This is a genomic window from Oryzihumus sp., assembly GCF_054325275.1.
In genome coordinates this window covers 1-26,217 of sequence record NZ_JBTCWL010000057.1, presented here as the reverse complement: position 1 = coordinate 26,217, position 26,217 = coordinate 1, and the positions used below count along the sequence as shown (strand labels likewise).

The window sequence follows — 26,217 nt, the reverse complement described above, 5'->3', positions numbered from 1 at the left end:
GCGGCGACCCCGGCCGCCTCGGCCGGCTCGTCGGGGTATGCCGTGAGCACCGGCGCCGGTCCCGGCTCACCCTGGGCCTGCAGCTGCACCAGCTCGGCTCCCCCACGGGTCCCGGCGCTGCCGCCGCGCACCACGAGGTTGGCCAGGCCCACCACCTGCGGGGTCGAGCGGTAGTTGCGCACCAGCTTGACGAGGCGGGCCTCGGGGTAGCGCCGCGGGAAGTCCAGCAGGTGCCGGGGGCTGGCCCCGGTGAAGGAGTAGATCGTCTGGGCGGCGTCGCCGACCACGCAGACGTCGTCGCGCTCGCCCACCCACAGGTCGAGCAGGCGCTGCTGCACGGCGTTGACGTCCTGGTACTCGTCGACGACGAAGTGGCGGTACTGGCTGCGCACCGTGCGGGCGATGTCCTCGCGCTCGGTGAGGATGCCGACAGTGATGAGCAGGACGTCCTCGAAGTCGATCACGCCGCGCTCGGCCTTGACCTCCTCGTAGGTCTGCAGCACGCGCGCCATCGCGGTGGCGTCGAGGCCGGCCGGGTCGCGGCCGGCACGCCGGGCCGCCGCGGCATAGGTCTCGGGGGTGAGCATGCTGACCTTGGCCCACTCGACCTCGGCGGCGAGGTCGCGCACGCCGACGCGGTCCAGCTGCAGCCGCAGCCGCGAGCCCGCCTCGGCGACCACCGACGCCTTGTGCGGCAGCACCTCGGGCGCCGCCCCGCCGATGGCCTGCGGCCAGAAGTAGTGCAGCTGCCGCAGCGCCGCGGCGTGGAAGGTGCGGGCCTGCACCCCGCCCACGCCGAGCTCGCGCAGCCGGGTGCGCATCTCCCCCGCCGCGCGGGCGGTGAACGTCACGGCGAGCACGCGCTGCGGCTGGTAGGCCCCGCTGTGCACGCCGTAAGCGATCCGGTGGGTGATCGCCCGGGTCTTGCCGGTGCCCGCCCCCGCCAGGACGCACATCGGCCCGCTCGGGGACGCCGCGACCTCCCGCTGCTCGGGGTCGAGCGCGGCGAGGACGTCGTCTGCGGTCGGGGTGCCGGTGGCCAGGGTGCTCATCAGGGCCGATCCTCCCAGACCGCACCGACGTCGGCAGCGGCCGTGCCCGGCGCGCGTGTGACGGACCTGACCGGCAGGACGCGGAAGGATTCGGCGCCGTTCGCCGTTGAGGCGAGCGGACGGCATACGACGTATGAAGGAGATCCCGCATGGCTTCGGCCCCCGCCCTGCCCGCCGACGGCACCATCACGATGTTCAGCACCACGTGGTGCGGCTACTGCACCCGGCTGAAGACCCAGCTCGACCGTGAGGGCATCGGCTACACCGAGGTCAACATCGAGCACGACCCGGCCAGCGCCGACTACGTCATGGCCGTCAACGGCGGCAACCAGACCGTGCCGACCGTCGTGTTCCCCGACGGCACCGCCGCCACCAACCCCTCCCTCGCCGAGGTCAAGGCCCGCCTGTCCTGACCCGGGCGCGCCTCACCGGCCCGGTATGCCGTAGGCGCGCCCCACGTGCAGCCGCGCCACGAGCCGGTGGTCCTCGACCATCGCGCGCCGGTAGTCCTGCCAGTCCGGGTGCTCCCCGGCGATGAGGCGGTAGATCTCGACGAGCTCCTCGACCGCCGCGTCGTCGGGGGCCGCGGCGACCTCCGAGAAGGTCACCGTGCCCTCGAGCACCGTGTAGGACCAGCCGTTGACGCTGGAGACCATCAGCGAGGCGCGCGGGTCGCGGCGCAGGTTGGCCACCTTGGCCCGGCCGTCGACCACCGACACCCGCACCAGGTCCTGCGCCGGGTCGTAGCAGTAGTTGACGTTGGACAGCTGCGGCCGGCCGTCGCGCTTGATCGTCGCGAGGACGCCGAGGTTGCGCTCCTGCACCACGGCGGCGAGGTTGCGCTCCTGCACCACGGCGGCGAGGTCGGGGTCGATCGGCATGCGGTCCTCCCTGTCGTTGGCCCTTGTCGGTGGGTCCGTGTCGATGGGCCAGTGTCGCGCGCGCTCAGCCGCGGACCGAGCGCCACTCGCCGGTGGTGGGCAGCGGCTGGCCGTACCACCGTTCCATGAGGCGGTGCGAGATCGACATCCGTGAGGAGACCAGCACCCGCCCGTCGGCGATGCGCTCCGCCAGCCCCTCCCGGGTCACCCAGAACGCCTCGGCGATCTCGTCGCCGTCCAGCTCGATCGCCGACCCCGCCGCGCGCGCCGTGAAGCCCACCATCAGCGAGGTCGGGAACGGCCACGGCTGGTCGCCCAGGAAGGTGACGTCCTCGACCTCGAGGCCGACCTCCTCGCGCACCTCCCGCGCCACGGCCGCCTCCAGCGACTCGCCCGGCTCGAGGAAGCCGGCCAGCACCGAGAACCGGCCCTCCGGCCATTCCGCCCCGCGGGCCAGCAGCAGCCGGTCGTCGGCGTCGGTGACCGACATGATCACCGCGACGTCGGTGCGCGGGTAGTGCTCGCTGCCGTCGTACCCGCACCGGCGGACCCATCCCGCCTGCTCGGGGCTGGTCGGGTGGCCGCAGCGGGGGCAGTGGGTGTGGGCCGTGTGCCAGTTGGTCAGCGCCAGCGCCGTGGCGAGCATGCCGGCGTCCCGGTCGTCGAGCAAGGTGGCCACCTGCCGCAGCCCCCGCCACGACCGCGGGTCGCCCTCGTCGACGGGGTCGCCCACGACCGCGACGTGGGCCGGACCACCCTCGTCCTGCCCCAGGAACACCGCGAGCCGGTGACGGTCCGCCGGGACCGGCGGGCGCTGGTGCAGCGACAGCTCGCCGTCGGAGCCGACCACCTCGACCGTGCCGCCGACCAGCTCCAGCACGCGGGTGCCCGGGTCGCTCAGCAGCGCGTCCAGCAGCCCGGGCTCACGGCGCCGGTGCGCCGCACGGTCGAGCGAGCCATGCGCCAGGGGCAGGTCGCGGATTGTTTCCGCCGCACACGTCACGCCTTCCACCCTATGGCGCCCACCCGTCATACGGTGTGCGAGTGACCCGCAGCGCCCTGGCTCTCGCCGCCCTCGCCAGCGCCGCCGTGCCCGGTCTGGACCCGACCGCCGTCGAGGCCGCCGCGCCCGGGGCGAGCGCGTTCGACCTCGCGTTCGTCACCGACGCCGAGTCGCGGCGATGGGTCGTGCGCTCCCCGCGCAGCCGCGCCGCGGGTGCCCAGATGGAGGTCACCACCACCCTGCTGGAGCTGCTCTCGCGCCGGCTGCCGTATGCCGTGCCGTCGCCGGCCGGGTTCGCCGCCCTCAAGGAGGGCGGCCGCGCCGCGGTCTACCCGTTCCTGCCCGGACGACCGGTCGTCTTCGGCCACCTGCCGCCGGGCCCCGGCCCGGCCGCGGAGCTCGGGCGTGCCATCGCCGCGCTGCACAACGTCGACCTGCGCCTGGCGGAGGAGGCCGGGCTGCCGGCGTACGACGCCGACACCTACCGCACCCGCCGCCTCGCCGAGCTCGACCGGGCCGCGGCCACCGGACACGTGCCCACGTCTTTGCTGACCCGCTGGGAGCGTTCCCTGGAGGACGTTCGGCTGTGGCGGTTCGCCCCGACGGTGACCCACGGTGACCTGTCCGGGGAGCAGGTCCTCGTCGAGTTCGCCGACGAGGACGACGCCGCGAGCGGCCGGGTCGCGGCCATCACCGGCTGGGACGACGCCAAGGTGGCCGACCCCGCCGATGACTTCGCCCTGCTCGCCGGAAACGCCCCGGCCGACACCTTCGACACCGTGCTCGAGGCCTACGCCCAGGCCCGCGACGAGCGGCCCGACGCCCACCTGGAGCAGCGGGCGCTGCTGGCCCACGAGCTGCGGCTGGTCACCGGGCTGCTGACGGCGCTGTCCACCGGCGACGTTCGCTACGTCGACGCCTACGTTGAGCGGCTGCGCCGACTGGAGGACGCGACCTGGGGTGACTCCGGCGCCGGGGACGACGGCGCCGGGCACGACCGCGCCGGGCACGACCGCTCTGGCGACGCACCGTCGAACTGACGCGCCGCCCCGCTGCTCCCGTGCGGGCCCGCGCTCACAGCGGGATGGTCCGCAGCAACGCCACCAGCTCGTCCTCGCCCGGCAGCTCCGGCCAGACCGTCTCGCCCGTCGCGGCGTAGTAGAACGCGGCATCGACGTCCTGGAGCGGCACCCCGCGCAGCCGGGCGTAGGCCAGCCGGTAGGCCGCGAGCTGGACGGCCTTGACGCGCAGCGCGGCCTCGGACGGGCGGGTGCCGGTCTTCCAGTCCACGACCGTCCAGCCTCCCCCGGGCCGGGGGAAGACGGCGTCGATGCGGCCACGCACGGCGATCCCGTCGGTGGTCGACTCGATGGCCACCTCGATGCCCTCCGGCGTGCGCTGCGCCCACTCGCTGGCGAGGAAGAGCTCCTGCATCCGCGGCAGCTCGGCGTCGTCGCCGGGGTCCTCGTCGGCGCTGCCGGGCAGGTCGAACACGTCGAGCATCGTCGCCTGGGAGAAGTGCTGCTCGACCCAGGCGTGGAACGCGGTGCCCCGCCGGGCGGCGGTCGCCGGAGGGCTGGGCATCGGCCGGCGCAGGGCCAGGGCGAAGGCCAGGGGGTCCTCGGCGAGCTGGACCACCTTGGAGGTGGACAGGTGCCGCGGGACGGTGACCGGCTGGCGGCTCGAGGCGCGCACGGCCTCCCGCTCCCTGAGCAGGAGGTCGATCTCACGGTCGAGCGGGGTGGGCTCCCCGTCGGCGCCGTCCACGGGCGTGCCGTCGCCGGCCGCCTCGATGGCGTCCCGGACCAGGTCGGCCGCACCACCCATCTGCTCGCGCCGGCGGGCCAGGGGGTCGGTCGGCCACACGGCGGTGACGGGCTCGGTCTTGCGCGGGTTGGCCGCCTTGCCGCCCTCGTCCGGCTCAGGCATCGCCTCCCAGGGCAGGGCGACCAGGTCGAGCACGGGGTCCTGCACCAGCTCGGTCAGGAACCGGGAGGTCACCCTCGGGGTGGTGGCGTCCGACCACACGGGGGCGGTCAGCAACAACTCGCTGCGGGCCCGGGTGAACGCGACGTAGGCCAGCCGGCGCTCCTCGGCGATGCCGTGCTCGCCGCCGGCCCGGACGAATCCCTCGACCTCCTCCTTGAGCTCGGCGAGGTCCTCGGCCTGCTGCCAGCGCAGCCGGGGAAGGCCGTCCCGGTCACCCCGCAGGTCGTAGGGCACGCCGGACAGCCCCCCGCACCAGCCCTTGTCGGTGGGCGGGCTCATCGTCCAGTCGCCCTCCTTGAAGGAGGTGGTGGCGCTGGACCGCGCCGGGAACGAGCCCTCGACCAGCCCCGGCACCGCGACGACGTCCCACTCCAGGCCCTTGGAGGCGTGGACCGTCAGGACCTGCACCGCCTGGGTCGAGACCTCGACGTAGCCCTTGTCCAGGCCGCGCTCCTCCTTCTGGGCGGCCTCCAACCAGGACAGGAAGCCACCCAGCGTGGGCCGGTCGGCGGAGGTGGAGAACGTGGCGGCGACGTCGGCGAACGCATCGAGGTGGGCCCGCGCAGTCGTCGGGGAGTGCTCCGGCCGGGCGAGGACCTCGATGTCGAGGCCGAGCGCCCGCTCGGCCTCGCCGACCAGGTCGGCCAGGGGCATGCCGGTCAGGGAGCGCAGCCGCCGGACCGCCTCGCCGAGGCCGCGCAGCCGCTCCAGCGCCGGGGCCGAGATGGCCTGTCCGTCCTTGCCCCGCCAGTCGGGTCGGGGCAGGTCGTCCAGGGCCTCCACAATGCTGGCCCGGTCGGTGCTGTCGGGGGCCTGGTCGCGCACCTCACCGGGCGAGCCGGCCTGCTGGCGCTGGAGCACCCGGGACCATGCCGCCAGCCCGTCGAGGTCGGCGGCGCCGAGCCGGCACAGCGGCCCGGTCAGCAGGCGCATGAGGTGGTCACCCCGGGAGGGGTCCTGCACCACGTGCAGCAGCGCGAGGGTGTCGGCCACCTCGGGGGTGGTGAGCAGCCCGCCCAGGCCGACAACCTCGGCCGGCAGGCCGGCGGACTCGAGCGCCTCGACAGTCGCCGTGAACTGCGAGCGCTTGCGGCACAGCACCGCGGCCGAGCGCCCGCTCCAGCGGCCCTGCCGGTCGAACCACCGCGCCGCCACCCACTCGGCGACGTAGGCCGCTTCGTCCTCGGCGGTCAGCAGCCGCGCGGCGTGGATCCGGCCGGCGCCGGCGTCCGGTCGGCGCCGGAGCACCTCGACCGGGACGCTGGACCCCTCCCGCAGGGACGCCGAGGTCACGTTGGCCGCCTCGAGGATCTGCGCGTCGTTGCGCCAGCTGGTCGACAGCGGCAGCACGGTGGCCGGGCCGGTGCCGTCGGCGAACTCGCGGGGGAACCGGGTCAGCGTGGTGGCGCTCGCCCCGCGCCAGCCGTAGATGGACTGGTTGGGGTCGCCGACGGCGGTGACCGGCACCGGCTCGCCCGACTGCACGAACAGGCTCTGCAGCAGCACCAGCTGGGCCTCGCTGGTGTCCTGGAACTCGTCGAGCAGCACCGCCCGGAAGCGCTGGCGCTCGCCCTGGCCCACGTCGGGGAACCGCCCGGCGAGCTGGGCCGCCACGGCCATCTGGTCGGCGAAGTCGAGGGCGTCGCGGCTGCGCTTGAGGTCGAGGTAGCCCCGGACCATCGGCAGCACCGCGCGACGGGCCTTGAGCGCCTTGAGCGCGTCGGCGACCGGCGCGGGCAGGTTCCTCGCCCGGCTGGAGCCCTTGGGCAGCCCGGTGACCCGCGCCTCGAAGGCGTCGATGAGCTCCTCGAGCTGCTCCGGCACCAGCAGGTGCTCGGCCATCTCGCCGGCGAGGTCGACCACCGCGCTCACCACGGTGGAGGTGGCGAACCCGACGTCGTCCATCGGCCCGTCGTAGCGCTCGACCACCTCGCTGGCGTACTGCCACGCGGCCGCCTCGGACAGCAGCCGCGACTCCGGCTCGATCCCCAGGCGCAGGGCGTGCTCGCGCACGATCCGCCCGGCGTAGGAGTGGTAGGTCGACACCGTCGGCGTGCCACCGAGCACCTCGGCGCCGTCGGGCTCCTCCACAGGCGTCCACAGGCCCACGTGCCGCAGCCGCCGCAGCCGCCGGCCGATCCGCTCGGCGAGCTCGGTCGCGGCCTTGCGGGTGAAGGTCAGGCCCAGCACCTGGTCGGGCTCGACGTAGCCGTTGGCCACCAGCCAGACGACGCGCGAGGCCATCGTCTCGGTCTTGCCCGACCCGGCACCGGCGACCACGAGCAGGGGCCGCAGCGGCGACTCGATCACCGCCCGCTGCTCCTCCGTGGGCGGCGGGTTGCCGAGGGCCAGGGCGATGTCGCGCGCCGAGTGCTCCGTCGTCGCGGCCATCAGATGACCCTCCCCTCGGTCTGGGCCGGGCAGCTCGTGCGCACCGGGCAGAACTGGCAGCCCTCCCCGACGGTCGCGGTGAACGTGGCCGCGGCCATGCCCTCCGCGGTCTCGACGACCAGCCGGTCGGCCCAGCCGGGGTCGTCGTCGCCGGCGAGCGCCTCCTGCGCCTGCAGCGTGGTCTTCTGGGTCGCCGCCTTGCCGAGCTGCAGCAGCGCCGCACCGGCGGAGGTGTCACCCAGCTCGGGGAACGCCTCGTGCTCGACCGCGGCCTGGTAGGCGCCCAGCTGGGGGTGCCTGGCGATCTCGTCCCGCGAGGGCTTGCTGGAGCCGGTCTTGAGGTCGATGACGCGCAGCTCGCCGGTGGGCGCGCGCTCGATCCGGTCGACCCGGCCGGTCAGCTGGGCGCGCCCGATCTGCACGGACATGGCGACTTCGACACCGACCGGCTCCCAGCCCTGCGCCCGGGCCTCCGGCGTGTAGCGGGCCAGCCGGCGGACCATGGCCCGCGCCTCCTCCAGCTGGCGCCGGGACAGCCACCCCTCGGACAGCCCGAGGCGGCCCCAGCGGGCCTCGACCTCGCGCACCAGGGTGGCCTCGTCGACGTCACCCAGCTCGGCGGCGATGTCGTGCACGAGGGTGCCGATGGTGGCGGCGCCGACGCTGGGCCCCTCGCCGCCGCATGCGGTGAGCAGCCAGCGCAGCCCGCAGTCGCCGAACGACTCGATCTTGGACGGCGAGACGATGACCAGGTCCTCGGGGGCGCGCAGCGGCCGGTCGTCGCTCAGCGGCAGCAGCGCCCACCAGGCCGTGGGGTCGGCTCCCGGCACGCCCGCGGCGGCCAGCCGGGCCAGGCCCGCGGCCGCGGTATGCCGTGTGGCGGGGTCCTGCGCCAGGACCACCTCGCGGCGCAGCTCGGCCACCAGCGCGGCCAGGGTCATCGGCCGCCCGACCTCGGTGAAGGGGCGCAGCTCGTCGCGGTCGTCGGTCTCCTCCGGCGGGTCGACGACGTCGAGGTAGGGCGAGGGCTGCTCGTCCTCGCTGCGCACCGCGGTGACGAGCAGGCGCTCGGAGGCCCGGCTCACCGCGACGAGGAACCCGCGGGTCTCGTCGTAGCGGACCGCCGCCTGCGCGGCGCGGAACGACTGCCCCCGCCCGGTGAGCACGTCGACCAGCCGCTCGGAGCCGAGCAGCGAGCCGCGCAGGCGCAGGTCGGGCCACACACCCTCCTGCACCCCGGCCACGACGACGAACCGCCACTGCCGGCCGGCCGCGCCCTGCGGCGTGGTCAGGCTGACCGTGTCGTCGCTCGGGGCGCGGGCCACCAGCGTGTCACCGGGCACGTCCTGGCCCCGGATGTGCTCGAGGAACTCCCCCGGGCCCATCTGCGGCAGCCGGTCGACGTAGCGCCCGGCCGCGTCGAACAGTCCCACCACCGCGTCGAGGTCGCGGTCGGCGCGCTGGCCGCCGGCACCACCGGACAGGGCGATGCGCTGCCACTGCGGGCCGAGCCCGGTGGCCTCCCACATCGCCCACAGCACCGTCTCGGCGGTCACCCCGGGCGCCCACCGCAGCCGGCCGTCCTCACCCTCGACCGTGCGGGCCGCCTCGACCGCGGCCCGGAACGCCTTGGCGACGCGCCGGGCGGGTGCCCCCTCGGGCCCCAGCGCCGCCAGGAGGCCGGGGTCCTGCACCGCCAGGGCGAGCAGCTCGTCACTGGTGCGGCCGCCACCGCCCTCGAGCTCCTCGCGACGCAGGGCGCGGCGCAGCCGGCGCAGGCCCACCGCGTCGGCCCCGCCGATCGGGGAGGTGAGCACGTCGACCGCGGTGGTGATGTCGACCGGGTGGGGCTCGTCGCGGGCGGCGCGCAGGGCCGCCTCGAGCAGGAGCAGCAGCGGCCGCACCGCCACCTCGTCCCGCACCGGCACCTCGACGGTCGAGACGCTCACCGGCACCTGGGCGGCGAGCAGCGCCCGGCGAAGCGCCGCGGTGCGCCCCTGGCCACGCACGATGACGGCCATGTCCGACCACGCCAGTCCGTCGAGGAGCCGGGCCCGGCGCAGCTCGGCGGCGATGTGGGAGGCCTCCTGCGAGGCGGCCCGCAGGAGGGCGACGTCGACCCGGCCCCCGGGCGGCACGTGCTCCAGCTCGCGGTGCGGGCCCCCGCCGAGGGCGCCGATCCGCCGGGTCACCCGCCGGGTCACCGCCCGCAGGGCCATGGGCTGGCGGTGGGAGGTGGTCAGGGTCAGCGTCGGACCCTCGCCCAGCTCGCGCCAGGTCGTGGCCAGCACCCGCGGGTCGGCGCCACGGAAGGTCTGCACGGCCGCGTCGGGGTCGCCGATGAGCACCAGGTCGATGTGGGGGGCGCGGACGACGGACAGCAGCCGGTGCGCGGCGGAGGTCAGCTCCTGGGCGTCGTCGACGACGATCAGCCGCAGCGAGGCCCGCAGCCGGTCGAGGGCCTCGGGGTCCTCCTCGAGCAGGTCCGCGGCCGCGCCCAGGATCCACGCGGGGTCGTAGGAGCCGGGCCGGGTGAAGGAGGTGACCTGGTCGTACTCCTGGAGCATCTGCGCCGCGGCCACCCACTCCGGCCGCTGGTGCTCGCGCCCGAGCCCGGCCAGGTCCTCGGCCTCCAGACCGCGCTCGACCGCGCGCATGAGCAGGTCGCGCAGCTCGTGCCGGAAGCCGCGCGTGGGCAGCGCGGCCCGGACGTGCTCGGGCCAGTCGGGTCCGGGCACCTCACCCGAGGCGTGGCCGAGCAGCAGCTCGCGCAGGATGACGTCCTGCTCCGGGCCGCTCAGCAGCCGCGGCGGCGGGTCGCCGAGCAGGGCGGCCGCCTGGCGCAGGATGCCGAAGCCGAACGCCTGCGGGGTGCGGGCCAGCGACTCGGTGGTGGTGCTGCCGAGGCGGCCGGAGATGCGCTGGCGCAGGTCACCGGCCGCGACCCGGGTGGGGGCCAGGACGAGGCACTGGTCCGGGGACAGGCCGTCGCGCCGCACCCGGTCGACGACCAGCTCGATCGCGGTGGTCGTCTTGCCCGTGCCCGGCGCGCCGAGGACCCGCAGCACCCCGCCGCGGTGCGCCACGGCTGCGGCCTGGCGCTCGTCGAGGTCGGGGACCTCGACGGCACGGTCCGGGGCTCGGCGGAGGGACAGCACCCGGGGATTCCATCACGGACCCCGGACAGCCCGACTCAGGCGCCCGGTCCCTCCCAGCGGGCCCGGCGCATGTCCACGCGGCGGCCGGTGAGCATGCCGCCGACGAGCGGGGTGCCCTCGGCCCGGTAGTGCTCGATCGCCTCGTCCTCCAGGCCCGGCGGCGGCTCGCCGCTGGCCCGGATGACCCGCCACCAGGTCGTCATCGAGCCGTAGCGCGACATCACGGCCCCCACCTGGCGGGGGCCGCCCTCGCCGAGGATCTCGGCGATGTCGCCGTAGGCCAGCACCCGCCCCTCGGGGATCGCGTCGGCCACCTCCAGCACCGCGTCCGCGTAGTCGGGCAGCTGCCCGGGCGCGTCCACCCCGTATGCCGTGTCGCCGGCTCGCGTCGTCGCCACGGGTCAGTACTCCGGCTGGGTCGGGTCCACGTCGCGCACCCAGGCGAGCACGCCGCCCTCGAGGTTGCGCACGTCGCCGTGACCGGCCTCGCGGAGGATCCGCGCGGCCTCGGCCGAGCGGACCCCGCTCTTGCAGTGGATGACCACGGTCCGGTCGAACGGGAGCCGGGACACCGCCGCGCCGGAGCGGAACTCGTCGAGGTGGATCGCCTCCGCGCCGGGGATGCTTGCGATCGCCCGCTCCTCCGGCCCGCGCACGTCGACCAGGACGAACTCCTCACCGCCGGCGCGCTTGTCGAGCATCGCCGCGAGGTCGCGCGCCGAGATCCCCGGCAGGGAGTCGGCGGCGATGTCCTCCCCGGCGAGGGGACCACTCGCGATACCGCAGAACCACTCGTAGTCCACCAGCTCGGTGACGGTCGGAGACGGCCCGCACACCGCGCACCCGGGGTCCTTGCGCACCTGCAGGGCATCCCAGCTCTGGCGCAGCGCGTCGTGCACGAGCACCCGGCCGACCAGCGGCTCGCCGATGCCGGTCAGCAGCTTGATCGCCTCGGTGGCCTGGACCGAGCCGATCGCCGCGCACAGCACCCCCAGCACCCCGCCCTCGGCGCACGAGGGCACCAGGCCCGGCGGCGGCGGCTCCGGGAAGACGCACCGGTAGCAGGGGCCGTGCTCGGCCCACCAGACGCTGACCTGCCCGTCGAAGCGGTAGATCGAGCCCCACACGTGCGGCTTGCCGAGCAGCACGCACGCGTCGTTGACGAGGTAGCGCGTCGGGAAGTTGTCGGTGCCGTCGACGACGAGGTCGTAGCCGTCGATGACCTCCAGCGCATTGCTCGAGTCCAGCCGCAGCTCGTGGCGCTCCACCGTGACCAAGGGGTTGACCTCGGCCAGTGTCTCCTGGGCCGAGAGCGACTTGGGCCGGCCCACGTCGGAGACCCCGTGCACGACCTGGCGCTGCAGGTTGGAGGTCTCCACCACGTCGTCGTCGACGATGCCGATCGTGCCCACCCCGGCGGCGGCGAGGTACATCAGGACCGGGGAGCCGAGCCCGCCCGCGCCGACGACCAGGACGCGGGCGCCCTTGAGCCGGCGCTGCCCCTCCAGGCCCACCTCGGGGATCAGCGCGTGCCGCGCGTAGCGGGCGACCTCCTCGGTGCTGAGGGGGTCTGACAAGCCGACGAGGGGTGGCAGCGCCATGCCCTTGAGGTTACCCGCGCGTAGGATGCTCACGCCTGCATGACGACCGGAAGGGGCACGTGGTGACGTTGAGCTCGGAGACCCGGGGCCGTGGGGTGCGGCTGCCCCGCTCGGCCCGACGTGCCCAGCTGCTGGAGGCGGCCCAGGAGGTCTTCGTCGAGGCCGGCTACCACTCCGCCGCGATGGACGAGATCGCCGACCGGGCCGGGGTGTCCAAGCCCGTGCTCTACCAGCACTTCCCGGGCAAGCTCGACCTCTACATCGCGCTGCTGGACCAGACCAGCGAGGAGCTGGTCGACCTGGTCCGTCAGGCGCTGTCGAGCACGACGGACAACAAGTTGCGCGTCGCCGCGAGCATCCAGGCCTACTTCGACTTCGTCGACAGCCACAACGCCGGCTACCGCCTGATCTTCGAGTCCGACCTGACCAACGAGGCTGCGGTCCGCCAGCGTGTCGACCGGGTCTCGCAGGCCTGCGCCGAGGCGATCGCGGTCGTCATCAGCGAGGACACCGGCCTGCCCGAGCCCGAGGCGCACCTGCTCGGCATGGCGTTGTCGGGCATGGCCCAGGTCAGCGCCCGGTTCTGGCTGGCCCAGCGCTCGGCCATCCCGCGCGACGAGGCGGCCCGGCTCGTGGCCGCGCTGTCCTGGCGTGGCCTGGGCGGCTTCCCCAACATCAAGGACGGCGAGGGCGCGGCGGGGGAAGGCGAGGACCCCTCCGCCGGTTAGCCTTCGAGGAGGACCGGCCACGCGCCGGTCAGCAGGCTCCCCGCACCACAGACGAAAGGCAAATGCCGTGGAGGTCAAGATCGGCGTGCAGAACGTCGCACGCGAGATCACGCTCGAGTCCGACGAGTCGCCCGAGCAGGTGTCCGAGACCGTGCGCCAGGCGCTGGCCGACGGCGGTCTGCTCAGCCTCACCGACGAGAAGGGCCGCCTGGTCCTCGTCCCCGTCGCCAGCATCGGCTACGTCGACATCGGCGCGGCCGAGAAGGGCAAGGTCGGCTTCGGCCGGCTCTGAGCCCCATCAGGTGACACGGGCGGTCCCTGCGGGGGCCGCCCGTTCGCGTCCCCCGGGCCAACCGTGGCGGAGGCGCTCGGACCGTCGAGGTGGCTACCGTGTCGGCAGGGACGTATTCCGTCCTCCCCTCACGCGCCGCGCGGCGCTGGAAAGGAGCGGTCCGTGACCATCATCGGCACCATCATCTTCGGGGCGGTCATCGGCATCCTGGCCCGGCTCTTCCTGCCGGGACGGCAGCACATCGGGATGATCATGACCGTGCTCATCGGCATCGTCGGCGCGCTCATCGGCTACTGGCTCGCCGGCCTGTTCGGGGTCGCCGCCACCAGCGGCATCGACTGGATCCGCTGGATCTTCAGCATCATCGTCGCGGCGATCCTCGTGGTCGGCTACGAGCGCATCATGGGCCGCAGCAAGGTCTGAGCCGCCCAGCACCGCGCGAGGGGTCCCGTCCGCCACGGACGGGGCCCCTCGTCATACCCGTGCGTATGCCGGGTGCCCGCCCTCCCTCAGGCGGCGAGCCCGAGCCGGCCCATCCGGCGGGTGTGCTCGTCGGTGAGCCGGGCGAACATGCGCCCGATCTCGGCGAGGTCGGCCCCGGGACGGTTCGTGCCGCCGACCAGCAGCGAGGCGAGGGCGTCCCGCTCCACGGCGACCCGCTGGGCCTGGCTGAGCGCCTCCCCGACCAGGCGGCGACCCCACAAGGCCAGCCGGCCGGCGATCCGGGGGTCGGCATCGATGGCCTCGCGCACGGTGCGCACCGCGAAGTCGGCCTGGCCCACGTCCTCGAGCACCGCGCGCACCAGCTCCTGGGTCGAGGGGTCCACGTAGTTGGAGATCTCGCGGTAGAAGTCGGTGGCGATGCCGTCGCCGACGTAGGCCTTGACCAGGCCCTCGAGCCAGCCGGTCGGCTTGGTGCGGTCGTGGAACGCGTCGATCGCGGGGATGAATGGGGCCATCGCCTGCTCGGGGTCCTCGCCCATCTCGGCGATCCGCGCCACGAGGGCGTCGTAGTGGTGGAACTCGGCCACCGCCAGCCGCGCCAGCGCCGCCTTGGCCGGCTGCCCGGGCGCGAGCTCCGCGTCGGCGGCGAGCCGGGAGAAGGCGGTCAGCTCGCCGTAGGCGAGGGCGCCGAGCAGGTCGACGACGGCCGCGCGATAGGTCGGGTCGTCGGTGAAGGGGTCGGTGCCCGGCGGGACGTTCTCGTGCTCGACATCGGCCATGGACGGACACAGTAGTTGCTCGCCGGTAGACTGCCCGTCGACATCCGGTGCCCGGTCGGCCCGACTCAGCCGCCAGGGACGCTCTGGCGGCACCCCTGAAGAACTCCGATCGGCCCGCTCATTGACGCAGGTGCGGCCTGCGATGCCGGTGCACGATCCCGGCCCCGCGCGTGGCCCCCGCCCGATCCGAGAGAACTTCATGACCACTGCAGAGCAGACCTTTGCCGACTTCGACGTCCACCCGCAGATCGTCGAGTCCCTCGCCGACGCCGGCATCATCCACCCCTTCCCGATCCAGGCGATGACCCTGCCGGTCGCCCTCGGCGGCCACGACATCATCGGCCAGGCCAAGACCGGCACCGGCAAGACGCTGGGCTTCGGCGTGCCGATGCTCCAGCGCGTCGTCAGCCCCTCCGACGAGGAGTTCGCCACCCTGCCGCACGCGGGCAAGCCCCAGGCGCTGGCCGTGGCCCCCACCCGCGAGCTGGCCGTGCAGGTCTCCGGCGACCTCGAGCGCGCCGGCCGCAAGCGTGGCATCCGCGTCCTGACCGTCTACGGCGGCCGCGCCTACGAGCCGCAGGTCGAGGCGCTGCAGCGCGGTGTCGAGGTCGTCGTCGGCACCCCGGGCCGGCTCATCGACCTCGCCCAGCAGGGCTACCTGGACCTGTCCCACGTGCGCTCGGTCGTCCTCGACGAGGCCGACGAGATGCTCGACCTGGGCTTCCTGCCCGACGTCGAGAAGCTGCTCGCGATGACCCCCGGCTCGCGCCAGACGATGCTGTTCTCCGCGACCATGCCCGGCGCCGTCGTGGCCCTGGCCCGTCGCTACATGAGCCAGCCGACGCACATCCGGGCGATGGGCGACGACCAGGAGAACGCCCACACGGTCAAGGCCGTCGAGCAGTTCGTCTACCGCGCCCACGCGATGGACAAGGTCGAGATGCTGGCCCGCATGCTCCAGGCCAAGGACCGCGGCCTCACGATCATCTTCAGCCGCACCAAGCGCACCGCCGCCAAGGTCGCCGACGAGCTGGCCGAGCGCGGGTTCGCCGCCGCCGCGATCCACGGCGACCTGGGCCAGGGCGCCCGCGAGCAGGCGCTGCGGGCCTTCCGCAACGGCAAGGTCGACATCCTCGTGGCCACCGACGTCGCCGCCCGCGGCATCGACGTCGACAACGTCACCCACGTCATCAACTACCAGTGCCCCGAGGACGAGAAGACCTACCTGCACCGCATCGGGCGCACCGCCCGCGCCGGCAACACCGGCATCGCGGTCACGTTCGTCGACTGGGACGACCTGCACCGCTGGGCGCTGATCAACAAGGTCCTCGACCTCGGCATCCCCGAGCCGCAGGAGACCTACTCCTCCTCCGAGCACCTGTTCACCGACCTCGACATCCCCACCACCGCGACCGGCACGCTGCCGAAGTCTGCCCGCACCCGCGAGGGCCTCGAGGCCGAGGCGGTCGAGGACCTCGGCGAGACCGGCAAGCGGGCCGGCAAGGGTGGCGGCCGCGGCGAGCGCGAGCCCGCTGGCCGCCACGGCAGCGAGGAGGGCGGCTCCCGTGGCCGTTCCCGCAACCGTCGCTCCGGTGGCCGGGGCGAGGCCGCCTCCGGCAGCACGGAGGCCGGCACCCGCGGCGAGTCCGGCACGCGCAGTGAGTCCGGCAGCCGCGGCGACGCGGACAAGCCGCGCCGCCAGCGCAACCGCCGCCGCACCCGCGGCGGCCAGCCCTCGGGCGACGCCCAGGGCTGAGCCACTGGCCCCTTGTCCGGGGGCGGCTCTGCCGCAGGACCTGACGCCCTGTCGAGGTCGAATCCTTGGCGGGGCGTCGTCGTGCGCGGCAGAGCGCTGTCGGGGGCGCGTCACCGCACCGACCACACGGCGGCGGCACGCGAGCGCAGGCGTTGACCCCGCGACGCCCGTCGGCGACAGTGGTGCCCGTCGCGACCCCGGCGGGCACCAGGACCGTGCGGGATGACACGTCGACGTGCCGAGAGGACCGACGACGTGCGACCTGACCAACCCCGCCACCGTGTTGCCCAGCTCCTGCTGCAGCGCCTCGACGCCCTCGGGCAGGTGCTCGCAGCCCGCGGTGATGCCCTCGCCGTGATCGCGCTCGGCTCGGTCGGCCGCGACCTGCACCGACTCGACGAGCACTCCGACATGGACTTCTTCGTCGTCGTGGACGACGGCGCCGTCCAGCGCTATCTCGACTCGATCGACTGGCTGGAGTTGCTGCACCCGGTGGCGTTCAGCTTCGCCAACAGCACCAACGGCCGGAAGGTGCTGTTTGAGGACGGGCTGTTCGCCGAGTACGCCGTGTTCACCCGTGCCGAGCTTGACGCCAGCTGGTTCCCGCCGGGCAGGCTGGTGTGGAGCCGGCCCGGAGCCCCCGCCGGCCTGGAGGTGTCGGTCCGCCCGCAGCCGCAGTCTCCCTACGACACCGTCGACTACCACGTCCACGAGGCGGTGACGAACCTGTTCGTGGGGCTGCACCGGGACGCCCGGGGCGAGCGGCTGAGCGCGATGCGGTTCATCCAGTCCTACGCCGTGGACCGCGTGCTGACGGTGCTCGAGCTGTCCGGCGCCGGCACGGCTCCGCGACAGGACGCCTTCGCGATCGAGCGCGGCGCCGAGCGGCGGTTCAGTCCCGAGCAGCTGCCGCTGGCCTCGATGCTCCCCGGCTACGAGCACAACCGCGAGGCAGCCGCCGCAGTCCTGGGCTGGCTGCTCGCCCACACGGAGGTCGACCCGGTCATGGCTGCCGCGGTGCGCGGACTGCTCGACATCTGACCCGGCATACCGGGCGTGCCTGTCCGGTCCGGATGCAGCAGGGCCCGCACCCTCGTGGGGTGCGGGCCCTGCCGTGCGAGGAACCCTCGGGTCAGGCGCCGATGGTGGCGGTGTCGATGACGTAGCGGTAGCGCACGCCGGAGGACACGACCTTTTCGTAGGCCTCGTTGACCTGGTCGGCGCTGATCGTCTCGATCGTGGCGCCGATGCCGTGCTCCGCGGCGAAGTCGAGCATCTCCTGGGTCTGGGCGATGCCGCCGATGTTGGAGCCGGCCAGGACCTTGCTGCCGCCGATGAGCGAGAACGCGGCGAACGTGTCGGGGTCGCTCGGGGCGCCCACGTTGACCATGGCGCCGAGCGGCTTGAGCAGGGACAGGTAGGCGTCGACCGGCAGGTTCGCGCTGACCGTGTTGAGGATCAGGTCGAAGGAGCCCTTGAGGTCCTCGAACGTCTGCTCGTCGGCGGTGGAGCGGTGGTCGGTGGCGCCGAAGGCCCTGGCGTCCTCCTGCTTGGCCAGCGACCGGCTCAGGACGGTCACCTCGGCGCCGAGCGCGGCCGCGAACTTCACGCCCATGTGGCCCAGACCGCCCATGCCGACGACGGCGACCTTCTTGCCCGGACCGGCGCCCCAGCGCTTGAGCGGGTTGTAGGTCGTGATGCCGGCGCACAGCAGCGGCGCGGCGACGTCGAGCTCGAGGGCGTCGGGGATGCGCACGGCGAAACGCTCGGACACGACGACCTGCTGGCTGTAGCCGCCCTTGGTCTTCTCGCCGTCGTAGCCCTCGCCGTTGTAGGTCATGACGGCGCCCTTGGTGCAGAACTGCTCCTCGCCGTCCTTGCAGTACTCACACTCGCCGCAGGAGTCGACCATGCAGCCGACACCGACGCGGTCGCCGACCTTGTACCTGGTCACGCCGGAGCCGACGGCGGAGACGACGCCGGCGATCTCGTGGCCGGGGACCATCGGGAAGATGGCCGAGCCCCACTCCTCGCGGACCTGGTGGATGTCGCTGTGGCAGATGCCGGCGAACTTGACGTCGATCAGGACGTCGTCGTCGCGCAGCTCGCGGGTCTCGATCGTGGTGGCCTGCAGAGGCGCGCCGGCGGACTCGGCGGACAGGGCAGCAGTGCGGGACATGTGGTGTCTCCTTCACGGTTCGCGGTTGGTCACCGTCAGGGGACAAGTCACCGCAAAGCGGTGGTATTCCGGGCAGCCGCCGGTTTCAGATGTTCGTCACACCCGCGTCAGAAGCTCTTCACCAGCGCCGCGGCGACCTCGCGGTAGGCCTTCGCCCCGCGCGAGGTGCGCGCCGTAGTGAGGATCGAGCGGCCCACGGCCGGCGCCTCGGCAAAGCGCACCGTCTTGGGGATCGGCGGGCCCAGGACCGGCAGGTCGTAGCGCTCCCCCACGTCGGCCAGCACCGCCTGGGCGTGGTTGCTGCGCCCGTCGTACATCGTCGGCAGGATGCCGAGCACCTCGAGGTCGCGGTTGAGGATGCGCTGCACGTCGGCGACCGTGTCCAGCAGCTGGCCGACGCCGCGGTGGCTCAGCATCTCGCACGGCATCGGGATGACGAGACCGTGCGCGGCGGTGAGCGCGTTGAGCGTCAGCACCCCCAGGGACGGGGAGCAGTCGATGAGGATGACGTCGTAGTCGCCGGCCAACGGCTCCAGCGCGGTGCGCAGGACGTACTCGCGGCCGGGGCGCGGCATCAGCTGGGCCTCGGCTCCGGCGAGCTCGATCATGCTGGGGATCAGGTCGACGCCGTCCTCGCAGGCGACCCGGGCCTCGGCCGCGTCGACCTTGCCGAGCAGCACCTCGTTGATGCTGGTCTCCACCTCGTCCGGGTCGACGCCGAGGCTGAAGGTCAGACACGCCTGGGCGTCGAGGTCGACCAGGAGCACCCGCTTGCCGTGCTCGGCGAACGCCGCACCCAGGGAGGCCACGGAGGTCGTCTTGGCGACGCCGCCCTTCTGGTTGGCCACCGCGATGACCGTCGCGCCGGGACGGCTCTTTGCCGCCAACCTCGTGCGAGCCCCGCGCGCCTGTCCGCGTGCCACGTGCCCCTCCTCGGTGCCGGGTTGTCCTGCCTGCCGGTGTCCCGGCCAAGCATGGCAGGGGGCGGGCCGTCTGTCCGTGACCGCGACCTCACCGGCGCGGGAGCCGGTGCTGCGCCGCGCAGGACCTTTGCCTCTCCGGCCCGTTGGTGCGCCCGCCGCATGCTGGCGGTGACAGCAGGAGGTGCCCCATGACGACCATGCCCGCCGGTCAGGACCCGGTCCCCTCCGACCGCGCCGGCCAGCCGACAGGGCCGGCCGCGGCGAACGCGCGCGACCTCGCCCGCAAGCGGCTCGAGGCCCGTCGGGGGCTGACCGCGCACGTGGTCTCCTACGTCGTGATCAACGCCTTCCTCATCGGGGTGTGGGCGCTGACCGGGCGGGGCTACTTCTGGCCCATCTGGGTCATCGCCGGGTGGGGCGTCGGCCTCGTCCTCAATGCCTGGGACGTGCTGTGGCGCAAGCCGATCACCGAGGCCGACATCGAGGCCGAGATGCGCAAGGGACCGCCCCAGGACTGACCCGGGTGAGCAGCCCCTCGGCGGAGCGCTCAGTCCTGGACCGGCACCCCGTCGGGCTCCAGCGCAGCCCACGAGGACTTCTCCGGACCCATGGCCTGGCCCTCCGGGCAGTGCGCCCGGAAGTCGCACCAGGTGCACAACGGCGAGGTGCGCGGGGCGAAGTGACGCGACTCCACCCCCACCTCCTTGTAGTCGGCGTCCGCCCGGCGCAGGTCGCTGGCGATCGACTCGGCCTCGGCGACCTTGCGCTGCAGCGACTCCGGCGTGTGCTCGTGGGTCACCACCTCGCCGGTCGGCACGTGGTGGAGCTCGACCGTGGTGCACGGCCGGCGGAACATGCGGGAGGAGGCCACGGCATACAGCGCCAGGGGCAGGGAGGTGCGCGCGTCGTCCGCGGTCGGGGCCACCCGGCTGGTCTTGTAGTCGACGACGGCGAGCTGGCCGTCGCGCTCGTCGAGCCGGTCGATGCGGCCGTTGAGCGCCAGCGACCCGGTCTTGAGCGCGACCGTCCGCTCGATGCCGAGCGGGGCGGCCTGCGGGTCGACCCCCTCCAGGTAGGCCGCGACCTGGGCCTGCGCCTTCTCCCGCCACCGCGCCGACTGCTCCGGGTTGCGGAAGCCGAGGTCGATCCAGGAGCTGCGGACCAGCCGGGCGCCCGCCGCCGGGGTGCGGTCGACCGGCGCGAGGTCCCAGTAGTCGCGCAGGGCGTTGTGCACGGCCACTCCGAAGGAGGTGTGGGCGCGCTGCGGCCGGGCGACCGGGCGGGGCCGGTCGAGGTAGGTCATGCGGTAACGGCGCGGGCAGTCCAGCCAGGTCAGCAGCCGGCTCGGGCTCGCGGAGTAGAGCGGGGTGGGCATGCCGCCGAACGCCTGCTGGACGGGCGCGCCCGAGGTCTGGCTCATGCGCGGCAGGCTAGCCGCGACCACTGACGAACGCGCGCACGGAGTCGGCGATCATCTGCACCGCGATGGCCGACAGCAGCAGGCCGGCGACGCGGGTCAGCAGCGTGGTGCCGCTGTCCTTCAGCACCCGGTGCACCTGGCCGGCGAAGCGCAAGAACAGCCAGACCACGAACAGGCAGGCCAGCAGGCCCAGGCCCACCGCGACGTACTGCGACGCCTGGTGCGATCGCTGGACGAAGAGCATGGTCGCGACGATGGCGCCCGGCCCGGCCAGCAGCGGCGTGCCCAGGGGCACCAGCGCCACGTTGACGCCGGCGTCGGCGTGCTGCTCGGACTCCTGCCCGGTCAGCAGCTCGAGGGCCACGATGAGCAGCAGCAGGCCACCGGCACCCTGAAGCGAGGGCAGGCTGATGCCCAGGTAGGTCAGGATCTGCTGGCCGAACACCGCGAACGCCGCGATGACGCCCAGCGCCACCAGGGACGCGCGGCGGGCGGCGGCCACCCGCTGCTTGTGCGTCAGGGACGCGGTCAGGCCGACGAAGATGGGCAGTGCCCCCGGCGGGTCCATGATCACCACGAGGGTGACGAACACCGACCCGAACAGCTGGAGGTCGATCAGGTTGCTCACTGACGCACCACGGGAACTCCTGTAGCCCTTTCTTCGATCTGTTGCAGCACCGCGGGATCCGTCGTGTGCTCACCGAGCCGGTTGACCTTGCCGGCTCCGTGGTAGTCGCTCGACCCGGTGACGAACAGCCCGAGCTGTCGCGCCAGGGCCAAGCCGCGGCGCACCGTGTCGACGCCCGCGTCGTCCGGGTCGTCGGGGTCGAGGTGGTCGCGGTGGTAGACCTCCAGGCCGGCCAGCCCGGCGTGGGCCATCGCCTCGATCACCTCGTCGTGCACGACCAGCCCGCGCTTGTAGGCGAACGGGTGGGCCATGACCGGCACTCCCCCGGCCTCGACGACCACCTGCACCGCCCGGATCGGGTCCGGGGCGTAGTAGCGCATGTAGTAGGGGCTGTCGTGGTGCAGGTACCTGCTGAACGCGTGCCCGCGGGAGCGCACCAGGCCCTTGGCGACCAGTGCGTCGGCGATGTGCGGCCGGCCCAGACTGGTGCCCGGCTGGGTCTGCGCGAGCACCTCCTCATAGGTGATCGGCAGGTCCTCGGAGAGCGCCTCGACCATGCGCTTGGCCCGCGTCTCCCGGCTCTCCCGGGAGCGGTTGATCTCCTCGAGCAGGCCCGGGGAGGTCGGGTCCGGCAGGTAGGCCAGCAGGTGGATGCTGATGCCGTCGTGCTGGCAGGACACCTCGATGCCACGGACCAGGTCGATCCCCAGCTCCACCGCGGCCGCCGACGCCTCGTCCCAGCCGGCGGTCGTGTCGTGGTCGGTCAGGCCGACGACGTCCAGCCCGGCGGCGAGCGCCGACGCCACCACCTCGGCCGGCGGCTGCGTGCCGTCGCTGGCCGTGGAGTGGGTGTGGAGGTCGATCGGCACGGGCTCAAGGTTAAGGCAGCCAAAGGCCTGTCCCGGACCACCGGCGCGGCGCGGCAACCTTTCCCGCTCCCCCGCCGTAGGGGACAGTGACACCACACGAGGGGGGACGATGGAGGCGGGTGAGAAGGCCGGCCGGGACGCGGAGTTCAGCGCGTTCATGGCGGAGGCGGCGCCGTCGCTGCTGCGCACCGCGTGGCTGCTGACCGGCGACGCGGACCGCGCCCAGGAGCTGGTGCAGGCCGCGCTGGTCAAGACCTACGTCGCGTGGCGCCGGGTCCGGCGCGAGGACGCGCTCGCCTACGCGCGCCGGGTCCTGGTCAACCACAAGACCGATGTATGGCGCCGCACCGGGCGCGAGGTCCCCGCACCCGAGCTGCCCGAAAGCCTTGCGGCAGAAGGCCCGAGCCCGGTGGACCACCGCGACGAGGTGGTCCGGCTGCTGCGGCGGCTCCCGGAGCAGCAACGTCGCGTCGTCGTGCTGCGCTACTACGCCGACCTGCCGGAGCAGGCGGTCGCCGAGATGCTCGGCATCTCCGTCGGCGCCGTCAAGAGCTCCGCCTCCCGCGGCCTGGCCGCCCTGCGCGCCCACCTGTCCGCCACCCCCGCCGGCGAAGGGAGCCTGCGATGACGACCCGGCTCGAGGACGACCTGCGCGCGGCCCTGGCCGGGGCGCCCGCACCGGTCCTGACATTGGACCCCGAGGCGGTCCTGCGGCGGGGGCGTCGCTCCGTGCGCACGCGGCGTGTCATCCAGGCCGGTGTCGCGGTCGTCGCCGTGGCTGCCATCGGCGTGGCCGGAACCCAGCTCACGGCCCCCCGCCACAGCGGCGCGCCGGCGTCCACCCGGGACCAGACCGGCCAGCCGCCGATCGCCGAGCTCCAGCTCCCCGGGGAGGGCCGCTTCGGGGTGGCCGTCGTCAGCCAGGACCCGAACCATCTGGACCTGGACTTCCACACGGTCGGCGCGGACGGACGGCTGCGGATGGTCGGGAGCCAGTCCACGTCGGCACCCGGCGAGGTGGTGTGGGGCACGGTTGCCGACCACGTCGTGCTGGGCGTGCTCCCCGCCGGTGCCCGGCAGGTCCGGGCCTTCACCGGGCCCGACGGGTCCACACCGGTGAGCGTCGTGACGGCTGCCGTCCCCGGCACGGACCTGGAGGCGTTCGGGACGCGGGTGCCCACGACTGCATCAGGCACCGACGCGCTGACACGGGTCCTGTGGACGGCGTCCGACGGGCGCGCGCACGCGTTCCCTCCGTCCGCGAGCGCCGACTTCATGCTGTCCGGCGGCTCCAGGCTCACGGTCACCCTGGACCGCGCGAGCGGGTCACCGGTGATGCGTGCCGCGGCCCTCGGGCCGGGAGGGACGGAGGACCTCGGGAGCACCCCACCACCCCAGGCGTGGGACCGGACCTGGCACCGGGTGGTCACCACCCGCGAGGGCGCCGTACTGCTCTACGGCGTCGACCGGCGCACCGCCCCCGAGCTGCACCCCGCCTTCGGGCCCGGTTCGCACTCGATCGACGCCAACACCCAGACCGAGCCGCTGCCCGGCGAGGACTACCGGGCGTTCGTCATCGAGGTGGTCTCCGTCGACGGCCACGCCCCGACCGCCAGCCAGCTGACCGACGTCGGCTACGCCAACGCCCCTCCGTCGTGGAGCGGCAACCACTACCGCTGACGCGCCCGCCGCACTGCCGGTCCGGCACCTTCCGGGCCCGTCCCGCGTGCTCCATGATGGAAGGCACGCAAGGGGGCCGGATGGCCGCGAACAAGGAAGAGATCACCGCGGAGCTCACCGCGTTCATACGCGAGGTGACCCCGTCGCTGCTGCACACGGCCTGGCTGCTGACCGGCGACGGCCGCCGGGCCGAGGAGCTGGTGCACGAGGCCCTGGTCAGCACCTGCCTGGCGTGGCCGCGCGTCCGGGACGAGGACCCGCTCGCCCACGCGCGTCGCGCCCTGCTCGACCAGCGGACCGGGGCGCAGCCTCGCTTCCGGCGCGTGTCCACCGCAGGGCCGACCGAGCCGGTCCTGGGGGTGGCCGATGGCGACGGGGAGCGGGGCGACGGGCTCGTGCGGCTGCTGCGCGGCATACCCGCGAGGCAGCGTCGGGCGGTCGTGCTGCGCTACGGCAGCGGCCTGTCCGAGCAAGCCATTGCCGACCTGCTCGACCTCTCGGTGGCAGCGGTGGACAGCGCCGCTTCCCGGGGCGTGGCCGCGCTGCAGGCGAGGCAGGCAGCCCCGTCCTCGACCGGGGGTAGGGCCGTGACCGGCCGCCGCTTCGAGGACGAGGTGGAGTCGGCCCTGGCGGAGGCACCCGCGCCGCCGATGACGGTCGACCCGGACGAGGTCCTGCGTCGCAGCCGGCGGGCGTCGCGCACCCGGCGGGCCTCCCTGGCCGGCCTCGTCGCCGGCGTGGCGCTCATCGCGGTGGCGGTCGCCCTGCTGGGCCCGCGGGAGCGCAGCACCGGCGGGCCGGACCTGACCGGAAGGGTGCGCCGTCCCGTCTCCGCCGGCCTCGTGCTGGGCAGCGAGCACTTCGCGGCCACGATCAGCTCCCTGGGGCGTGACACTGACCTCGACTTCTACCTCGTCGACGCTGACGGCCACCGGCAACGCGTGTGGGGACGCAGCACCGAAGGACTGGGCAGCGGCGCGAGCTTCGGCAACGCGGGCACGAGCGGTGCCATCCTCGGCGTGGTGCCCTCGGACGCCGTCACGGTGAGCGCCTGCTTCCTCGGCCGGCCGCTGTCGGCCGGCTACGTCACCACCGCCCCGCTGCCGGGCACCGGCTACCAGGCGGTGGGCGTCCTCCCGCAGGACGCCGCCATGGCCTCGCGGTTCCTGGGCGTCGGGTGGGTCGACCACCGGGGCGTCCGGTCCACCTCGGTGCCGACGAGCGACACGGTGGCGACGTTCACCCTGTCGGGTAGCGGCAACCAGGTGAGCCTCTGGACCGACCCGCAGGACGGCAGCTGGGGTGTCTACCTCGGTGACGCAACCGAGTCCGCCGGGCTGCCGCTGGGCGTCGGCCGGCGGGAGGTCGTCTGGCCCACCCAGCCCCAGTCGGTGCGCGACGACCCCAGCCACCCGGACTTCGGCTTCGCCTACGGCCTGCTGCCCGAGGGTGTCCGGGACGTCTGGTTCACCCTGGCCACCGGGGCCCGGGCCAGCGGCACGGTGCAGGCCATTCCCCTGGCCGGGGTCCACCTGACGGCGTTCGTCCTGGAGCTGGACCACCCGACCGGGAGCGCGGCCGTGGGGCACCAGCTGCGGGCGCTGTCGTGGACGAACCCGGACGGGAGCCGGGCCGAGCACACCTTCGACTGACCGGCTGGGAGCCGGCCACCCGGCATACCGCCTGGGGGTCAGCCCTTGGGTGCGGGCTCCACCAGCTCGGGGCGGCCGGGCTGCTCGCCGCCGCGGGCCTCGAGGTAGTTCTCCTTGGGCACCATGACCTTGCGGCGGAAGACGCACACGAGGGTGCCGTCCTGCTTGTAGCCCTTGGTCTCGACGTGCACGACGCCGCGGTCGTCCTTGGAGCTGGACTCCCACTTGTCGAGGACCGTGGTCTCGCCGTAGATCGTGTCGCCGTGGAAGGTCGGAGCGACGTGGCGCAGGGACTCGATCTCGAGGTTGGCGATCGCCTTGCCGCTGACGTCCGGCACGGACATGCCCAGCAGCAGCGAGTAGATGTAGTTGCCGACGACGACGTTGCGGCCGAACTGCGTGGTCTTCTCGGCGTAGTTGGCGTCGAGGTGCAGCGGGTGGTGGTTCATCGTCAGCAGGCAGAAGAGGTGGTCGTCGTACTCGGTGACGGTCTTGCCGGGCCAGTGCTTGTAGACCGCGCCGACCTCGAACTCCTCGTAGCTGCGCCCGAACTGCATGCCCTGCTCCTCTGCCGACGGTCAACGGATCGCCCGCCATCGTGCCGGAGATGCCTCGGCCTCGACAGGGCTCGACGGCGTGCGCTTGCTCACGTGAGCGCGCGCCGAAGGGCTGTGTCGCTCGGCGGCGCCGAACGGACGCCGCCCCACGTCGACGCCGGAGGAGTCCCGGCTACTCGCGGGGGTCGCCGGCGGAGCGGCGCAGCGCCCGTGTCTGGCCGCGGTCGAGCTCGGT

General features: G+C 73.9%; 25 protein-coding genes. 11 read left to right on the top strand and 14 right to left on the bottom strand.

Going from position 1 to position 26,217, the window contains the following annotated elements; genetic code table 11:
• The coding region (locus ACXVGS_RS14400; RefSeq protein WP_458537088.1) for an ATP-dependent helicase at nt 1-1,052 on the bottom strand (1,052 nt) is incomplete at its 3' end.
• A 149-nt stretch (nt 1,053-1,201) separates the two neighbouring features.
• Between ACXVGS_RS14400 and ACXVGS_RS14395 the strand changes: the two genes are divergently transcribed.
• Nucleotides 1,202-1,465 carry a mycoredoxin gene (locus ACXVGS_RS14395; protein ID WP_141789230.1) on the top strand — a complete coding sequence of 88 codons (264 nt, stop codon included), beginning with the start codon at nt 1,202-1,204 and terminating at the stop codon, nt 1,463-1,465.
• Nucleotides 1,466-1,477: 12 nt separating this feature from the next.
• On the opposite strand, the gene ACXVGS_RS14390 is transcribed toward ACXVGS_RS14395, so the two are convergent.
• Nucleotides 1,478-1,933, bottom strand: a complete 456-nt coding sequence (locus ACXVGS_RS14390; protein ID WP_458537087.1) for a PPOX class F420-dependent oxidoreductase — start codon at nt 1,931-1,933, stop codon at nt 1,478-1,480.
• Between the two features lie 64 nt (nt 1,934-1,997).
• The gene (gene nudC / locus ACXVGS_RS14385) at nt 1,998-2,936 is read right to left on the bottom strand and encodes an NAD(+) diphosphatase (protein ID WP_458531367.1); all 939 of its coding nucleotides are present in this window, start codon (nt 2,934-2,936) and stop codon (nt 1,998-2,000) included.
• A gap of 41 nt (nt 2,937-2,977) precedes the next feature.
• Between nudC and ACXVGS_RS14380 the strand changes: the two genes are divergently transcribed.
• Nucleotides 2,978-3,976 carry a phosphotransferase gene (locus ACXVGS_RS14380; protein WP_458531366.1) on the top strand — a complete coding sequence of 333 codons (999 nt, stop codon included), beginning with the start codon at nt 2,978-2,980 and terminating at the stop codon, nt 3,974-3,976.
• A 34-nt stretch (nt 3,977-4,010) separates the two neighbouring features.
• On the opposite strand, the gene ACXVGS_RS14375 is transcribed toward ACXVGS_RS14380, so the two are convergent.
• From ACXVGS_RS14375 to moeB, 4 genes are read right to left on the bottom strand one after another with little or no spacing between them, the layout of a single operon-like run.
• Nucleotides 4,011-7,316 (bottom strand): ATP-dependent helicase, encoded by a 3,306-nt coding sequence (locus ACXVGS_RS14375; protein ID WP_458537086.1) that lies wholly within the window; start codon nt 7,314-7,316, stop codon nt 4,011-4,013.
• A complete protein-coding gene (locus ACXVGS_RS14370) occupies nt 7,316-10,474 on the bottom strand; it encodes an ATP-dependent helicase (RefSeq protein WP_458537085.1) in 3,159 nt (1,052 codons plus the stop codon). Before ACXVGS_RS14370 ends, ACXVGS_RS14375 begins: the two co-directional genes overlap by 1 nt.
• A 35-nt stretch (nt 10,475-10,509) precedes the next feature.
• Entirely contained in the window at nt 10,510-10,872 is a 363-nt protein-coding gene (locus tag ACXVGS_RS14365; protein ID WP_458534593.1) for an MGMT family protein, read from the bottom strand.
• Nucleotides 10,873-10,875: 3 nt separating this feature from the next.
• A complete protein-coding gene (gene moeB, locus ACXVGS_RS14360) occupies nt 10,876-12,075 on the bottom strand; it encodes a molybdopterin-synthase adenylyltransferase MoeB (RefSeq protein ID WP_458537084.1) in 1,200 nt (399 codons plus the stop codon).
• 62 nt (nt 12,076-12,137) lie between these two features.
• On the opposite strand from moeB, the gene ACXVGS_RS14355 reads away from it, so the two are divergent.
• The 3 genes from ACXVGS_RS14355 (at nt 12,138) to ACXVGS_RS14345 (ending at nt 13,518) form a co-directional block, all read left to right on the top strand.
• Entirely contained in the window at nt 12,138-12,803 is a 666-nt protein-coding gene (locus tag ACXVGS_RS14355) for a TetR family transcriptional regulator (protein WP_141789237.1), read from the top strand.
• A gap of 67 nt (nt 12,804-12,870) precedes the next feature.
• The gene (locus ACXVGS_RS14350) at nt 12,871-13,095 is read left to right on the top strand and encodes a DUF3107 domain-containing protein (protein WP_141789238.1); all 225 of its coding nucleotides are present in this window, start codon (nt 12,871-12,873) and stop codon (nt 13,093-13,095) included.
• A 162-nt stretch (nt 13,096-13,257) separates the two neighbouring features.
• Complete coding sequence (locus ACXVGS_RS14345; RefSeq protein ID WP_458528767.1) at nt 13,258-13,518, top strand: GlsB/YeaQ/YmgE family stress response membrane protein; 261 nt, start codon at nt 13,258-13,260, stop codon at nt 13,516-13,518.
• Nucleotides 13,519-13,604: 86 nt separating this feature from the next.
• Here the strand turns inward: ACXVGS_RS14345 and ACXVGS_RS14340 are convergent, their stop codons facing one another.
• Nucleotides 13,605-14,318, bottom strand: coding sequence for a ferritin-like fold-containing protein (locus ACXVGS_RS14340; protein ID WP_141789239.1), 714 nt, complete (start codon nt 14,316-14,318; stop codon nt 13,605-13,607).
• 199 nt (nt 14,319-14,517) lie between these two features.
• On the opposite strand from ACXVGS_RS14340, the gene ACXVGS_RS14335 reads away from it, so the two are divergent.
• Nucleotides 14,518-16,074: a DEAD/DEAH box helicase gene (locus ACXVGS_RS14335; protein ID WP_458528766.1), complete on the top strand. Its 1,557-nt coding sequence runs from the start codon at nt 14,518-14,520 to the stop codon at nt 16,072-16,074.
• Nucleotides 16,075-16,329: 255 nt separating this feature from the next.
• Nucleotides 16,330-17,115: a hypothetical protein gene (locus tag ACXVGS_RS14330; protein WP_458528765.1), complete on the top strand. Its 786-nt coding sequence runs from the start codon at nt 16,330-16,332 to the stop codon at nt 17,113-17,115.
• Nucleotides 17,116-17,206: 91 nt separating this feature from the next.
• Here ACXVGS_RS14330 and ACXVGS_RS14325 read toward each other — a convergent pair whose 3' ends face one another.
• Both ACXVGS_RS14325 and ACXVGS_RS14320 read right to left on the bottom strand, forming a co-directional pair.
• Entirely contained in the window at nt 17,207-18,253 is a 1,047-nt protein-coding gene (locus ACXVGS_RS14325) for an NAD(P)-dependent alcohol dehydrogenase (RefSeq protein ID WP_458528764.1), read from the bottom strand.
• A 107-nt stretch (nt 18,254-18,360) separates the two neighbouring features.
• The gene (locus ACXVGS_RS14320; protein ID WP_458528763.1) at nt 18,361-19,176 is read right to left on the bottom strand and encodes a ParA family protein; all 816 of its coding nucleotides are present in this window, start codon (nt 19,174-19,176) and stop codon (nt 18,361-18,363) included.
• A gap of 188 nt (nt 19,177-19,364) precedes the next feature.
• Here ACXVGS_RS14320 and ACXVGS_RS14315 point away from each other — a divergent pair, with 188 nt between their 5' ends.
• A complete protein-coding gene (locus ACXVGS_RS14315; protein ID WP_458537083.1) occupies nt 19,365-19,694 on the top strand; it encodes a 2TM domain-containing protein in 330 nt (109 codons plus the stop codon).
• 29 nt (nt 19,695-19,723) lie between these two features.
• Here the strand turns inward: ACXVGS_RS14315 and ACXVGS_RS14310 are convergent, their stop codons facing one another.
• The 3 genes from ACXVGS_RS14310 to ACXVGS_RS14300 are packed head-to-tail and all read right to left on the bottom strand — an operon-like array spanning nt 19,724 to nt 22,093.
• A complete protein-coding gene (locus ACXVGS_RS14310) occupies nt 19,724-20,596 on the bottom strand; it encodes a RecB family exonuclease (RefSeq protein ID WP_458528761.1) in 873 nt (290 codons plus the stop codon).
• A 10-nt stretch (nt 20,597-20,606) separates the two neighbouring features.
• A complete protein-coding gene (locus ACXVGS_RS14305) occupies nt 20,607-21,224 on the bottom strand; it encodes a MarC family protein (RefSeq protein ID WP_458528760.1) in 618 nt (205 codons plus the stop codon).
• Nucleotides 21,221-22,093 carry a PHP domain-containing protein gene (locus tag ACXVGS_RS14300; protein WP_458528759.1) on the bottom strand — a complete coding sequence of 291 codons (873 nt, stop codon included), beginning with the start codon at nt 22,091-22,093 and terminating at the stop codon, nt 21,221-21,223. Before ACXVGS_RS14300 ends, ACXVGS_RS14305 begins: the two co-directional genes overlap by 4 nt.
• Nucleotides 22,094-22,202: 109 nt before the next feature.
• Between ACXVGS_RS14300 and ACXVGS_RS14295 the strand changes: the two genes are divergently transcribed.
• The 3 genes from ACXVGS_RS14295 to ACXVGS_RS14285 all read left to right on the top strand — a co-directional run bounded on the left by ACXVGS_RS14295 (nt 22,203) and on the right by ACXVGS_RS14285 (nt 25,425).
• Entirely contained in the window at nt 22,203-22,721 is a 519-nt protein-coding gene (locus ACXVGS_RS14295; protein ID WP_458528758.1) for a SigE family RNA polymerase sigma factor, read from the top strand.
• The gene (locus ACXVGS_RS14290) at nt 22,718-23,773 is read left to right on the top strand and encodes a hypothetical protein (protein ID WP_458531360.1); all 1,056 of its coding nucleotides are present in this window, start codon (nt 22,718-22,720) and stop codon (nt 23,771-23,773) included. Before ACXVGS_RS14295 ends, ACXVGS_RS14290 begins: the two co-directional genes overlap by 4 nt.
• Before the next feature lie 80 nt (nt 23,774-23,853).
• The gene (locus tag ACXVGS_RS14285) at nt 23,854-25,425 is read left to right on the top strand and encodes a sigma factor-like helix-turn-helix DNA-binding protein (protein ID WP_458533028.1); all 1,572 of its coding nucleotides are present in this window, start codon (nt 23,854-23,856) and stop codon (nt 25,423-25,425) included.
• 38 nt (nt 25,426-25,463) lie between these two features.
• Here the strand turns inward: ACXVGS_RS14285 and ACXVGS_RS14280 are convergent, their stop codons facing one another.
• The gene (locus ACXVGS_RS14280; protein ID WP_458537082.1) at nt 25,464-25,982 is read right to left on the bottom strand and encodes a MaoC family dehydratase; all 519 of its coding nucleotides are present in this window, start codon (nt 25,980-25,982) and stop codon (nt 25,464-25,466) included.
• Between the last annotated feature and the right edge of the window lie 235 nt (nt 25,983-26,217).

Excerpts from the sequence above, each read along its gene's own strand:
- ACXVGS_RS14390 (WP_458537087.1), bottom strand. The coding sequence starts at position 1,933 with ATGCCGATCGACCCCGACCTCGCCGCCGTGGTGCAGGAGCGCAACCTC.
- ACXVGS_RS14295 (WP_458528758.1), top strand. The coding sequence starts at position 22,203 with ATGGAGGCGGGTGAGAAGGCCGGCCGGGACGCGGAGTTCAGCGCGTTC.
- ACXVGS_RS14375 (WP_458537086.1), bottom strand. The coding sequence starts at position 7,316 with ATGGCCGCGACGACGGAGCACTCGGCGCGCGACATCGCCCTGGCCCTC.
- ACXVGS_RS14315 (WP_458537083.1), top strand. The coding sequence starts at position 19,365 with ATGACGACCATGCCCGCCGGTCAGGACCCGGTCCCCTCCGACCGCGCC.
- ACXVGS_RS14280 (WP_458537082.1), bottom strand. The coding sequence starts at position 25,982 with ATGCAGTTCGGGCGCAGCTACGAGGAGTTCGAGGTCGGCGCGGTCTAC.
- ACXVGS_RS14335 (WP_458528766.1), top strand. The coding sequence starts at position 14,518 with ATGACCACTGCAGAGCAGACCTTTGCCGACTTCGACGTCCACCCGCAG.
- ACXVGS_RS14340 (WP_141789239.1), bottom strand. The coding sequence starts at position 14,318 with ATGGCCGATGTCGAGCACGAGAACGTCCCGCCGGGCACCGACCCCTTC.
- ACXVGS_RS14285 (WP_458533028.1), top strand. The coding sequence starts at position 23,854 with ATGGCCGCGAACAAGGAAGAGATCACCGCGGAGCTCACCGCGTTCATA.
- ACXVGS_RS14395 (WP_141789230.1), top strand. The coding sequence starts at position 1,202 with ATGGCTTCGGCCCCCGCCCTGCCCGCCGACGGCACCATCACGATGTTC.
- moeB (WP_458537084.1), bottom strand. The coding sequence starts at position 12,075 with ATGGCGCTGCCACCCCTCGTCGGCTTGTCAGACCCCCTCAGCACCGAG.
- ACXVGS_RS14290 (WP_458531360.1), top strand. The coding sequence starts at position 22,718 with ATGACGACCCGGCTCGAGGACGACCTGCGCGCGGCCCTGGCCGGGGCG.
- ACXVGS_RS14325 (WP_458528764.1), bottom strand. The coding sequence starts at position 18,253 with ATGTCCCGCACTGCTGCCCTGTCCGCCGAGTCCGCCGGCGCGCCTCTG.
- ACXVGS_RS14310 (WP_458528761.1), bottom strand. The coding sequence starts at position 20,596 with ATGAGCCAGACCTCGGGCGCGCCCGTCCAGCAGGCGTTCGGCGGCATG.